The following is a 12,512-nucleotide window of genomic DNA, read 5'->3' as shown; positions in this document are numbered from 1 at the left end:
CCCAAATATAGGTCGGAGGCATGAGAATTGCGCGGGTAATCTTCATCTTGGGGCGTTATTTACCCACACTTTCAGCCTTTTGTCGGCGGAATCGCGCGCAGGTGCAATTCGCGCATCTGCTCGTTTGTGGGCAGACTTGGCGCGTCCATCATCACGTCTTCGGCGCGCTGGTTCATCGGGAACATGATAACGTCGCGCAAGTTCGACGCATCGGCCAGCAACATGACGATCCGGTCGATCCCAGCCGCACAGCCACCGTGGGGAGGCGCGCCATATTGGAAGGCGTTAACCATACCGCCGAAGCGTTTTTCGACCTCATCTTTGCCGTAGCCAGCGATTTCAAACGCTTTGAACATGATCTCTGGGCGGTGGTTACGGATCGCGCCCGAGACAAGTTCGTAGCCGTTGCACGCGAGGTCGTATTGAAAGCCAAGCACGTCTTCGGGCTTGCCGTTCAGCGCGTCCATGCCACCTTGGGGCATCGAGAACGGGTTGTGTTCAAAGTCAATATCGCCGGTTTCTTCGTCGCGCTCGTAAATTGGAAAGTCGACGATCCATGCAAAGGCAAAGCGATTTTTGTCGGTCAGGCCAAGTTCTTCGCCGATGACGTTACGGGCTTTGCCAGCGACGGATTCGAACGATTTTGGTTTGCCGCCAAGGAAGAACGCCGCATCGCCAAGGCCGAGGCCAAGCTGGACGCGGATCGCTTCTGTGCGCTCTGGGCCGATGTTTTTGGCCAAAGGTCCAGCGGCCTCCATGCCGCCTTCCACTTCGCCGGATTTCATTTTGGCTTGGGCTTCTTTGACGGTGATGCCCAGTTCTTGCGCAACGGAGTCAGCGGTTTTTTCGCGCCAGAAAATGTAGCCCATGCCGGGCAGCCCTTCTTTTTGCGCAAACACGTTCATGCGGTCACAGAATTTGCGCCCGCCGCCTGTTGGGGCTGGGATGGCGCGAACTTCGGTGCCGTCTTGCTCCAAGAGTTTCGCAAAGATGGCAAAGCCTGAGTCTTTGAAGTGCTCGGAAACGACCTGCATTTTGATCGGGTTGCGCAGATCGGGTTTGTCGGAACCATACCAAGCGGCCGCGTCGCGATAGCTGATTTGTTCCCACGTTTGGTCGACTTTGCGGCCTTTGCCGAATTCCTCGAAGATACCAGTGATCACGGGTTGGATCGTGTCAAAAACATCCTGCTGTTCGACAAACGACATTTCCAAATCGAGCTGGTAGAAGTCGGTTGGGGAGCGGTCGGCGCGTGGGTCTTCGTCGCGGAAACAAGGCGCGATTTGGAAGTATTTGTCGAAGCCAGAAACCATGATCAGCTGTTTGAATTGCTGTGGGGCCTGTGGCAGTGCGTAGAATTTCCCGGGGTGCAGGCGGGATGGCACAAGGAAATCGCGCGCGCCTTCGGGCGAGGATGCGGTGATGATTGGAGTCTGAAATTCGCGGAACCCCTTGTCCCACATGCGTTTGCGCATTGATGACACAACGTCCGAGCGCAATTTCATGTTGTCTTGCATCGCTTCGCGGCGCAGGTCGAGGTAGCGGTATTTCAGGCGGGTTTCTTCGGGGTATTCCTGGTCGCCGAACACTTGTAATGGCAGTTCTTTGGCAGCACCCAGCACTTCGATGGAGCGCACAAACACTTCGACTTCGCCAGTTGGGATTTTGGAGTTGATGAGTTCCGGCGCGCGCGCCTTCACTTCACCGTCGATGCGGATACACCATTCGGAGCGGACTTTTTCAACGTCGGCAAAGGCGGCGCTATCGGGATCGCAGAGCACTTGCGTGATCCCGTAATGGTCGCGCAAATCGATGAACAAAATGCCACCGTGGTCGCGCACGCGGTTCACCCAGCCCGAAAGACGCACGGTCTCTCCGACATTGGCGGCGGTCAGGTCGGCACAGGAGTGGGAGCGATATGCGTGCATTATAGCAGTCCTCAAAGGGTAAAACAGTCGCCCCGATACACCCTTTCAGCAAGCATAAGTCAAGCAATCTGCCACGTTCGTTTCGTGACAGTATAAATATGCGGTATCAGATAGCAAACGCATCAAATCGCAATTTCCATTTGCCACGTAAATTCAATAGCCCCCATCAGAACCGTGCTAGCGTGCGCCGATGGGGCGCGGTCCACCTTTTAACAGCAACACGCTCTGCCAGTGTTAACCTCGGCAAGCTACATTGGCCTGTCATCGAAAGCGGGCACTGGACAGATTTTGCCGCTTTATAATGACTGCGCCGTCCAAAGTAGACTTCTTGCCTGATCGACGCGACCATTCCCCGCACATGAACAGCAATCAAGATCGACCATACAAAGAGTGTTATTTATAAATGATTTCAATCAATTACCTCGAAATTACTTATGATCTGTGACAGATTACGGCGTATTTTCAAATAAGGTATTAAATTCGCGCGCGTGGTGTGTTTGCGAACTAATGCCAAAAAATCAAATCCCCCGCTTGCGCCCAACCGCCCCGTGCCTATAACGCAGGACAATTTGCATACACTCAGATAGGGGCCAGCCATGCCAAAACGTGATGATATCAAATCGATCATGATTATCGGTGCGGGGCCTATTATTATCGGGCAAGCCTGCGAATTTGACTACTCGGGTGCCCAAGCGTGTAAGGCGCTGCGCGAGGAAGGTTACCGCGTCATTCTGGTCAACTCCAACCCTGCGACGATCATGACTGATCCCGGGCTGGCGGATGCCACATATATCGAACCGATCACGCCAGAAGTTGTGGCGAAGATCATCGAAAAAGAACGCCCCGACGCCTTGCTGCCAACGATGGGCGGCCAGACGGGATTGAACGTGTCCTTGGCCTTGGCTGACATGGGCGTGCTGGAAAAATACAACGTCGAGATGATCGGCGCGAAACGCGAAGCCATTGAAATGGCAGAAGATCGCGGCTTGTTCCGCGATGCAATGGACCGTCTGGGCATCGAAAACCCGAAGGCGACGATCATCACCGCGCCTAAGAAAGAGAACGGCAAGTTTGATTATATGGCCGGTGTGCAACTGGCGATTGATGCGATCGAATACGTCGGCCTGCCCGCAATTATCCGCCCCGCCTTTACCCTTGGCGGCACCGGCGGCGGCGTGGCGTATAACCGCGAGCAATACGAGCATTTCTGCCGCACAGGCATGGAAGCCTCACCGATGGCGCAAATTTTGGTCGATGAAAGCCTGCTGGGCTGGAAAGAGTTCGAGATGGAAGTGGTCCGCGACAAAGCGGATAACGCCATTATCGTCTGCGCAATCGAGAACGTTGATCCGATGGGTGTGCATACGGGCGATTCGATTACCGTCGCCCCTGCCCTGACCCTGACCGACAAAGAATATCAGTTGATGCGCACGCACTCGATCAACGTGCTACGTGAAATTGGCGTCGAAACGGGTGGCTCGAATGTTCAGTGGGCGGTGAACCCTGAAGATGGCCGCATGGTTGTGATTGAAATGAACCCGCGCGTGTCACGCTCCTCGGCGCTCGCATCAAAAGCCACAGGTTTCCCGATTGCCAAGATCGCGGCGAAACTGGCGGTTGGCTATACGCTGGACGAGTTGGACAACGACATTACCGGCGTGACCCCTGCGTCCTTCGAACCAACAATCGACTATGTTGTGACCAAAATCCCGCGCTTTGCCTTCGAGAAATTCGCAGGCTCCGAGCCGCATTTGACCACGGCGATGAAGTCGGTTGGCGAAGCGATGGCGATTGGCCGCACCTTCCACGAATCCATGCAAAAGGCGCTGGCCTCGATGGAAACCGGTCTCACCGGTTTTGACGATATCGTCATTCCGGGCGCGCCCGACGTGGCCGCAATCACCAAAGAACTGGCCAAACAAACGCCTGACCGTATTCGTGTAATCGCCCAAGCAATGCGTCATGGATTGTCGGATGATGCGATCAATGCGGTGACCAAATTTGACCCTTGGTTCCTCGCGCGTATCCGCGAAATCATCGAGGCCGAAGCCGTGGTGATTGCCGAGGGCCTGCCGACAACCGAGCACGGCATGCGCGCGTTGAAAATGATGGGCTTTACCGATGCCCGTTTGGCGATCCTTACCAAGCAGTCCGAAGAGGCCGTGCGCAAATCGCGTCGCGCGATGGGCGTGAACGCTGTGTTCAAGCGCATTGATACCTGTGCCGCCGAATTTGAGGCGCAGACGCCTTACATGTATTCGACCTATGAAAGCCCTGTGATGGGTGATGCAGAGTGTGAAGCGCGCCCGAGTGATCGCAAGAAAGTTGTGATTTTGGGCGGTGGCCCGAACCGGATCGGTCAGGGCATCGAGTTTGATTATTGCTGCTGCCATGCGTGTTATGCGCTGACGGATCAGGGCTATGAGACGATCATGATTAACTGTAATCCTGAAACAGTTTCAACGGATTACGACACATCGGATCGTTTGTATTTTGAGCCGCTTACCTTTGAACACGTCATGGAAATCATGCGTGTCGAGCAGGAAAACGGCACGCTACATGGTGTGATTGTGCAGTTTGGCGGGCAGACGCCACTAAAGCTCGCGAACGCCCTGCAAGAGGCGGGCATCCCGATCCTTGGCACTACGCCAGACGCCATTGACCTCGCCGAAGACCGCGAACGGTTTTCCGACCTTGTGAACCGTTTGGGGTTGAAACAGCCGGTTAACGGCATCGCCTCGACTGACCAGCAAGCATTTGAAATTGCAAAAGACATCGGCTTTCCGCTGGTGATCCGTCCGTCTTATGTCTTGGGTGGACGCGCGATGGAAATCGTGCGCGATCAGGCACAATTGGAACGCTACATCGCCGAGGCCGTGGTGGTATCGGGCGACAGCCCCGTGCTGCTCGACAGTTACCTGTCCGGCGCCGTCGAAGTCGACGTGGACTGCCTTTGCGACGGCACCGACACCCATGTCGCAGGCATCATGCAACACATCGAAGAGGCGGGCGTTCACTCTGGCGACAGCGCCTGCTCCTTGCCGCCCTACTCGCTCTCGGACGCGATGATCGCGGAAATCCGCAAGCAAACCGAAGCACTCGCTTTGGCACTCAAGGTCGTCGGCCTGATGAACATCCAGTTCGCGGTCAAAGACGAAGAAGTGTATCTGATCGAAGTGAACCCGCGTGCGTCACGCACGGTGCCGTTTGTGGCCAAGGCGACGGATAGTGCGATTGCGTCGATCGCGGCGCGTCTGATGGCGGGTGAGCCGCTGTCTAATTTCCCGCACAGGCCCCCGTATGCCGAAGCAAAAGACCCAATGGATGTGATGCCGCTAGGTGATCCGTTCACTTTGGCTGATCCCAAAACGCCATGGTTTAGCGTGAAAGAGGCGGTTATGCCGTTTGCACGTTTCCCCGGTGTGGATACGATCTTAGGGCCGGAAATGCGCTCGACGGGTGAAGTTATGGGCTGGGCACGCTCGTTCCCACGTGCATTCTTAAAAGCGCAATTGGGCGCAGGCACGATTTTGCCCGAAGAGGGTTTGGTGTTCTTCTCGATCCGTGACACCGACAAAACCCCCGCCATGCAAGAGGCCGCGAAGACATTGATCGACATGGGCTTTACCCTGATTGCGACACGCGGCACGGCCAAGTTCCTGACCGACGCAGGCATGACCGTTGAACTGGTCAACAAAGGCTATGAGGGCGGTTTGACCATCGTGGACCGTTTGAAAGACGGGCATATCGCGTTGGTGTTCAACACCACCGAAGGCGCGGCGGCAGTCGACGATTCGCGCCAGATGCGATCGGTCACGTTGCACGACAAGATCCCGTATTTCACAACAGCTGCGGGCGCACATGCGGCTGTGATGGCGATGAAAGAGCGGTTGAACGACGACATCAAGGTGCGTGCGCTGCAAGGCTAGACCGCACTGATAGCACCAGACAAACAGCCCTGCGATTGCGGGGCTGTTTGCGTTTAGCACCCTCGCGACGCTCCGTCATGCTTGGCAATTGTGTAAAGCGCGCCTAGCCTTTAAACTGGAAAAAGGGGTTCAAAATGTATCATGTTGCAATTACAGGCACGGGTGTTTTTACACCGTCCGAGGTTATTACCAACGCCGATCTGGTCACCTCTTTTAACGCCTATGCGGACCTGTTTAACGCAGAACATGCCTCAGAAATCGCAAACGGCACAGTGGACCCTAAACCGCAATCCTCGGCTGATTTCATCTATGCCGCCTCCGGCATCGAGCAGCGCTATGTGCTGAACCGCAGCGGCATATTGGATCCCTCGCGCATGTATCCCGACTTGCCCGCACGACCCGACGATGCGCCCGGATATATGGCCGAAATCGGCGTTGATGCCGCACAAAAAGCGATTGCTGCGGCCGGATTACACGCGAGCGATATTGATCTGGTGATCTGTGCCGCGTCGAATATGGAGCGCGCCTACCCTGCGATCTCTGTGGAAATTCAGCAACTTCTCGGTGCAGGTGGATTTGCGTTTGATATGAACGTGGCGTGTTCATCTGCGACGTTTGGGATCCAGACGGCCAGTGACATGATCAAAGCAGGCTCTATACGCCGCGCGATTGTGGTGAACCCTGAAATCTGTTCGGGCCACCTTGAATGGCGCGACCGCGATTGTCATTTCATCTTTGGTGACGTGGCGACGGCGACACTGCTCGAGCGCGACGAGGACCTGACAAACCCGCATTTCAAGGTGAAATCCACGCGCTGTGCTACGCAATTCTCGAATAATATTCGCAATAATAACGGATTTTTACGCCGCACACATGATGCAATGCAAGATCAGCGCGACATGCAATTCATGCAAAACGGCCGTAAGGTGTTCAAAGAAGTTCTGCCGATGGTCAGCCAGCATATCGCGGATCATATGGCGGCAGAAGATCTACAAGCCGCTGATATAAAACGCCTTTGGCTGCATCAGGCCAATAAATCCATGAACGACTATATCGGCAAAAAGGTGCTGGGCCGCACGCCCGACCCTGTCGAGCAACCCAATATCTTGCAAGACTACGCCAACACATCATCCGCTGGCAGCATCATCGCATTCGCACAAAACTCTGCCGATTTGACGCCAGGTGATGTTGGTCTGATTTGTTCGTTTGGCGCAGGGTATTCGGTGGGGTCAGTGATCGTCACAAAGGCGTAGGATGCGTATTAACGCCTCGTTACTGCCCGCCTTCGAGGTGCAGCTTCATATCCAGCAGCACCTTTTGCAGTGCCGTGGTTTCGCGCAGTAGCCGCTTTGCTTCATTCATCGAAATCACGCCGTCCTCGATCGAGATATTATACTCGCCCATCAGCATCGCAAACCGCTGGCTTAGCTTGATCACATCAGAGTTGATGCCACCTTCTTTATTGTTGCGCCCCTCGCTGTAAGACAATGTAATGCCACGCATTTCTGCCAGCGCAGAGGTCACATGCGGATAAGACGATGCAGCCTCTAACGCCGCCACTGCGTCCACGGGCATAAAGCGGTCGGAATGTTCGTCTGAGTCCGAATAATAGCGACCCAAAGTAGCTTTGGATTTCCCCGTCAACTCGCAGGCCGCTTCGATACCCACGTCCTTAACAAGTGCTTCTGTGTGCTTTTTTAAGTAGCTACCGTAGCCTGCCATGGATCACCTTCAATCTTGCGCCCCGCACCTGCGGGGAAAACTCATCCTTAGTTCCCATTAAGGGGCAGCACCAAGTTTGTCATTGATAAAACAGTCCTGTGTGTTGGGACAGTCTCGAGTATGATGCCGACATGCATCGCAAACCGTGTTCGGGTTTGTTGCATGATGTCATTTTTTCGACTTTGAATACCGATATTATGTGCGCCCTGTCCTCGTGTGTGGTCCAGAGTAATTTTGGGCTGTGTGTTGTGGATTCGGCATTTTTGTCCTGTGGGGTGGTCTTGCAAAGGATCGCCTCACAGCGATAGATAGTGCCTATGGCTAAACTATACTTTCATTACTCAACAATGAACGCGGGCAAATCGACCGTGTTATTGCAAGCGTCGCACAACTATATTGAACGCGGCATGCAGACCTATCTGCTGATCGCGTCCTTTGACAGGCGTGCAGGTAAAGGCCGCATCGGCAGTCGTATCGGCATTGGCGCAGAGGCCGATACCTTTGATGATGGTGAGGATCTGTTTATCAAGATCAAGAACCGTTTGGACGCTGCCCCCTGTGCCTGCATTTTTATCGATGAGGCGCATTTCATGTCCGAAGATCAGGTTTGGCAGCTCGCGCGTGCCGTTGATGATCTGGGCGTGCCGATCATGTGTTATGGCCTGCGCGTGGATTTTCTGGGCAAGCTTTTTCCAGCCTCGGCGGCGCTTCTCGCGATTGCTGACGAGATGCGCGAAGTGCGCACGATCTGTCACTGCGGCCGCAAAGCGACCATGGTTGTGCGCAAGGATGCCGACGGAGGCGTGCAAAAAGGCGGCGATCAGATCGTCGTTGGCGGCAACGAGGCCTATGTGTCCCTATGCCGCCGTCACTGGCGCGAGGCCATGGGCGACGCGGCTAGTTAACTTGTTGTGGCAACGGTTTCCCCGCATTCCACGCGATAATATTATCAAGTGCCATCATGCCCATCTTTTCGCGGATTTCTAAAGCAGCGGTACCAAGGTGCGGCAACAAGACGACGTTTTCGAGGTCACGCAGGTCTTGTGGCACCAACGGTTCGCAGGCGTAAACGTCCAATCCCGCAGCGGCGATCTTGCCGTGTTGCAAAGCGGTGATTAACGCAGCCTCGTCCACCACATCGCCCCGCGCTACGTTTACAAAAACTGCGGTTTCTTGCATTTGAGCGATCATTGCAGCGTCGATCATGTTGGAATTTGACCCACCCCCTGGCACTGTGACGACAATGATATCGGCTTGGCTCATTAGCGCCTCCAAGGTATCAACCTGCCGCGATGGCACGTCCACCTCTTTTTGCGAGCGGTTAAAATAGATAACCGGCATGTCAAATCCGTAGTGGCAGCGCTTGGCAACCGCCTGTCCGATCCGGCCCATGCCCACGATCCCAACCCGTTTACCTGTCACATGTGTGCCAAGCATCTGCATCGGGTTCCAACCCGACCACAGACCCGACCGCACCAAGCGTTCGCCCTCGCCCGCCCGCCGGCAGGCAGTCAAAATCAACGTCATTGCGATGTCCGCGGTCGCGTCTGTGACCACGTCAGGCGTGTTCGAGACTAAAACGCCCGCCTTGGCTGCTGCTGCCACGTCTATGTGGTTATATCCCACGCCAAAATTGCCCAAGACGCCTGTGCGGATGGTGCCGGCAAAGGCATCCGCGGTGAATTGGTCGCCCAAGGCTGGCAGGATCGCATCATATTCGGCCAACGCCAAAGCAGCCTCGTCAGGCAGCATACCGTCGACAGTTTCGCGCAGGGTCACGTCAAAAACCATGCTGGCGGCATCTATGACCGCATCTGGCAAAACCCTTGTGATCAATAGTTTTCTCAATGCAACCGTCCTCCGTTTGGTACCTGTTTTTCAGGTGTCGCTAGCACAATAGCGCCCTCTGCGTCTGGCATGCCCAACACCAACACCTCTGACATAAATTTACCGATCTGGCGGGCGGGAAAGTTCACTACGGCCATGACCTGTCGCCCGATTAAATCCTCAGGCGTGTAATGCACGGTGATCTGCGCCGACGTTTTCCGCTCGCCTATCTCGCCGCCAAAATCGATCCACATTTTGATCGCAGGGCTACGCGCCTCGGGAAATGCTTCGGCGCGGACCACGGTGCCGACACGCACATCAACGCGCAGGAATTCGTCAAAAGAAATATCAGCCACGACCAAGCTCCTTGGAACGATCTGTCGCTGCTTTTACCGCGCGGGCAAGCAGCGGCGGGAATCCGGTTTTTTCATCCATCAACACCGCTAATGCGGCCTGTGTGGTGCCATTTGGCGAGGTCACATTGACGCGCAACTGGCTTGGGTCTTCATCAGCCGCCTCGGCCAATGCGCCCGCGCCCGCAACGGTCGCCTTTGCGAGTTGCATCGCCATGTCGGCAGGTAAACCCTGCGCCACGCCAGCAGCAGCCATAGTTTCAATCAAGTGAAAGACATAGGCGGGGCCAGAGCCCGAAACGCCCGTTACCGCATCAATCTGCCCTTCATTTTCCAGACGCACGACCTGCCCGACCGCAGCCAAAAGCCCATCCGCAAGCGCCATATGCGCGTCAGTTGTGTGGGTGTTACCAACGATTGCGGTGATCCCGCGGCCTATCGCCGATGGCGTATTTGGCATCGCGCGTACAATTGGCGTCTGCGCGCCCAAAACATGCTCGAATGTGGCAATCGACGTGCCTGCGGCTACGGAGATGAATAGCGTCGAACCGTTGCCCAGCGCCTGCATCGACGGCAATGCGTCGCCCATCATCTGCGGCTTGACCGCGATCAATGCAATCGCGGGATTCGCAGGTAAACTTGCATTGAGATGTACGCCTGTGGCTTTCAACCAATCGGACGGATGCGGGTCCATCACCCAGACAGATTCTTTGGGCAAACCGCCGTCAAGCCAGCCAGCCAACATCGCCGAGCCCATTTTACCACAGCCTAACAACACCAAACCGCGCGCGGCCACATCATCCATATTCATATCAAAACCCTGTCCATTTCCCCCACGCTACGCAACGCAAAAGGCCTACGCAACCGCGGCTTTTCCGAGTGGAATATTTTTTGGGGAGCAAGCCGGGGGCTATCCCCCGGCGCGCCATATAGACCCTGTCGTCAGCGCAAATCAGGCCCGCCCGTAAGCGCCGCCAATTGCAACTTGAACCGCGTCCGCAGGGGTCCGGTCGGCCCAAGTCACCAGTTGAATCGCCGGATAATACTGCTCGCAAGACGCCACAGCCGCATTAATCATCGTGTCGACCTGATCGGGGCCTGCAACCTGATCGCCAGACAACACCAGACCGTAACGGTAGACCATCATCTTTTGATCTTCCCACCACGTGAACGATCCGGCCCAAAGACGGTCGTTAATAGTGTTTAATGTCTCGAACAGCGCAGGCATCCGCTCGGCAGGCGGTTCCATCTCGAAAGTGCAAATCAGGCGCAGCGTCTCGTCATAGGCCGACCACGCAAGGGTGATCGCATAGGTGCGCCACTGACCTTTGACCGACATCGCAATCTGGTCGTCATGGATCCGGTCAAATTCCCACGCATGATGTTCGGCAATATGCTCGACCAAATCAATGGGGTGCAAATCGTCGGCTAGCTCAAAGTGCTGGGATAATGACATATGCGTGGTCTCTTTCTCGTTTTCCACACATCGGGCAGATCGACGTTTGGACTAGTTATGTACTCTAGGAAAGGTAGCGTTCCACCTATGTTCCTACTGCATATGGTGCAGGTTAGCACCCCCTCGTGTAAAGCAATAACTTGGGGATAAGTACACATTCGGGTCAATAACATGTGGATAACCATGAATTGCCTTCCCGAAACGTCCGGCGCATGATGCGAAAAAAGGAGAATGACATGAATACCGACCTGCTAAAGCGTCTATGCGAAATGCCCGGCGTACCTGGAAACGAGCACCGCGTGCGTGACTTGATCGCGTCCGAGATTGACGGGCTGTTTGACGAGGTGACGACCGATCCGATGGGGTCCTTGCTGTGCAAACGCAATGCAAACATCGACGGCGCCCCAAAAATCATGCTGCTGTGCCATATGGATGAAATCGGATTTCTGGTCAGCCATATCGACAAGGACGGGTATATTTATATGCAGCCTGTCGGCGGGTTTGATCCGCGCAACCTGTTTTCGCGCAGGGTTCTGGTCTGCACGGACGACGGCGACTTTAGGGGGGTGATGAACCCCGGTGGCAAGCCGATCCACATCTCGTCAGCAGAAGATCGCAAGAAAATTCCCGAAGTCGGCGAGTTTTTTGTCGATCTGGGCATGGGTAAAGCATCGCATGACCATGTGAAGGTCGGAGACTTTGTGGTCATGGACGAACCGTTTTTGGAAATGGGCGACAAGTTTGTGTCAAAGGCACTGGATAACCGCGTGGCGTGTTGGCTGGGGATCGAGGCAATCCGCGCGCTGGCCGATAAAGGGCGCGGTGCGGAAATCCATGTCGTGTTCACGACGCAAGAAGAGGTCGGTCTGCGCGGCGCACGTACGGCAGCTTATAAAATCCAGCCTGATATCGGGCTTGGCATTGATACAACCCTGTCGTGCGACACGCCCGGCATTCCCGAAAAGGATGCCACGACAACACAGGGCAAAGGGTTCGGGCTGCATGTGCGTGACAGTTCGTTCATTGCAGATCGGGATTTGGTCAAGCAGATCGAAGCCGTGGCAATCGCCAATGACATTCCTTACCAGCGCACAATGCTAGCCGCTGGCGGGCAGGATGGCGCTGCCGCACAGCAAGCTGCCGCTGGCGCGCGTGCTGTCGGAATTGTGGTTGGCACCCGTTATATCCATACGGTTACGGAAATGGTCGCACAGTCGGATCTGGCTGCTGCACGTGACATTCTTGTGGCGTATCTGGCCACGTTTGAATGACGGTTTGCCCGCCGCGGATTTAAGCC

General features: G+C 55.3%; 10 protein-coding genes. 4 read left to right on the top strand and 6 right to left on the bottom strand.

All coding sequences use genetic code 11. From position 1 onward, the window contains the following. Window positions 1-71 precede the first annotated feature (71 nt). Entirely contained in the window at window positions 72-1,928 is a 1,857-nt protein-coding gene (gene aspS, locus ACXLHR_RS02315) for an aspartate--tRNA ligase (RefSeq protein ID WP_458789933.1), read from the bottom strand. Between the two features lie 596 nt (window positions 1,929-2,524). Here aspS and carB point away from each other — a divergent pair. Together carB and ACXLHR_RS02305 are read left to right on the top strand one after the other, a co-directional pair. Further along, the gene (gene carB, locus ACXLHR_RS02310) at window positions 2,525-5,857 is read left to right on the top strand and encodes a carbamoyl-phosphate synthase large subunit (RefSeq protein ID WP_458789932.1); all 3,333 of its coding nucleotides are present in this window, start codon (window positions 2,525-2,527) and stop codon (window positions 5,855-5,857) included. A 134-nt stretch (window positions 5,858-5,991) separates the two neighbouring features. After that, entirely contained in the window at window positions 5,992-7,110 is a 1,119-nt protein-coding gene (locus tag ACXLHR_RS02305; RefSeq protein WP_458789931.1) for a beta-ketoacyl-ACP synthase III, read from the top strand. A 19-nt stretch (window positions 7,111-7,129) separates the two neighbouring features. Here ACXLHR_RS02305 and ACXLHR_RS02300 read toward each other — a convergent pair whose 3' ends face one another. Continuing rightward, window positions 7,130-7,579, bottom strand: a complete 450-nt coding sequence (locus tag ACXLHR_RS02300) for a hypothetical protein (RefSeq protein WP_458789930.1) — start codon at window positions 7,577-7,579, stop codon at window positions 7,130-7,132. A 317-nt stretch (window positions 7,580-7,896) separates the two neighbouring features. Here ACXLHR_RS02300 and ACXLHR_RS02295 point away from each other — a divergent pair, with 317 nt between their 5' ends. Continuing rightward, window positions 7,897-8,484, top strand: coding sequence for a thymidine kinase (locus ACXLHR_RS02295; RefSeq protein ID WP_458789929.1), 588 nt, complete (start codon window positions 7,897-7,899; stop codon window positions 8,482-8,484). Here ACXLHR_RS02295 and ACXLHR_RS02290 read toward each other — a convergent pair. The 4 genes from ACXLHR_RS02290 to ACXLHR_RS02275 all read right to left on the bottom strand — a co-directional run bounded on the left by ACXLHR_RS02290 (window position 8,477) and on the right by ACXLHR_RS02275 (window position 11,215). Then, window positions 8,477-9,427 (bottom strand): 2-hydroxyacid dehydrogenase, encoded by a 951-nt coding sequence (locus ACXLHR_RS02290; protein WP_458789928.1) that lies wholly within the window; start codon window positions 9,425-9,427, stop codon window positions 8,477-8,479. The genes ACXLHR_RS02295 and ACXLHR_RS02290 overlap by 8 nt on opposite strands. Next, on the bottom strand, window positions 9,424-9,762 hold the full coding sequence (locus ACXLHR_RS02285; protein ID WP_458789927.1) for a tRNA-binding protein: 339 nt from the start codon (window positions 9,760-9,762) through the stop codon (window positions 9,424-9,426). Before ACXLHR_RS02285 ends, ACXLHR_RS02290 begins: the two co-directional genes overlap by 4 nt. Next, window positions 9,755-10,570 carry a pyrroline-5-carboxylate reductase gene (gene proC / locus ACXLHR_RS02280; protein ID WP_458789926.1) on the bottom strand — a complete coding sequence of 272 codons (816 nt, stop codon included), beginning with the start codon at window positions 10,568-10,570 and terminating at the stop codon, window positions 9,755-9,757. Before proC ends, ACXLHR_RS02285 begins: the two co-directional genes overlap by 8 nt. 141 nt (window positions 10,571-10,711) lie before the next feature. After that, window positions 10,712-11,215, bottom strand: coding sequence for a type III secretion system chaperone family protein (locus tag ACXLHR_RS02275; protein ID WP_458789925.1), 504 nt, complete (start codon window positions 11,213-11,215; stop codon window positions 10,712-10,714). 236 nt (window positions 11,216-11,451) lie between these two features. On the opposite strand from ACXLHR_RS02275, the gene ACXLHR_RS02270 reads away from it, so the two are divergent. Continuing rightward, the gene (locus ACXLHR_RS02270) at window positions 11,452-12,486 is read left to right on the top strand and encodes a M42 family metallopeptidase (RefSeq protein ID WP_458789924.1); all 1,035 of its coding nucleotides are present in this window, start codon (window positions 11,452-11,454) and stop codon (window positions 12,484-12,486) included. Window positions 12,487-12,512 lie beyond the last annotated feature (26 nt).

This window comes from Yoonia sp. MH D7 (assembly GCF_054439475.1).
Note: the sequence above shows the minus strand (reverse complement) of the source record. Positions and strands in the feature narration are given on the sequence as shown.

Coding starts and splice junctions, on each gene's coding strand:
- aspS (WP_458789933.1), bottom strand. CDS start 1,928: ATGCACGCATATCGCTCCCACTCCTGTGCCGACCTGACCGCCGCCAAT.
- carB (WP_458789932.1), top strand. CDS start 2,525: ATGCCAAAACGTGATGATATCAAATCGATCATGATTATCGGTGCGGGG.
- ACXLHR_RS02305 (WP_458789931.1), top strand. CDS start 5,992: ATGTATCATGTTGCAATTACAGGCACGGGTGTTTTTACACCGTCCGAG.
- ACXLHR_RS02300 (WP_458789930.1), bottom strand. CDS start 7,579: ATGGCAGGCTACGGTAGCTACTTAAAAAAGCACACAGAAGCACTTGTT.
- ACXLHR_RS02295 (WP_458789929.1), top strand. CDS start 7,897: ATGGCTAAACTATACTTTCATTACTCAACAATGAACGCGGGCAAATCG.
- proC (WP_458789926.1), bottom strand. CDS start 10,570: ATGAATATGGATGATGTGGCCGCGCGCGGTTTGGTGTTGTTAGGCTGT.
- ACXLHR_RS02275 (WP_458789925.1), bottom strand. CDS start 11,215: ATGTCATTATCCCAGCACTTTGAGCTAGCCGACGATTTGCACCCCATT.
- ACXLHR_RS02270 (WP_458789924.1), top strand. CDS start 11,452: ATGAATACCGACCTGCTAAAGCGTCTATGCGAAATGCCCGGCGTACCT.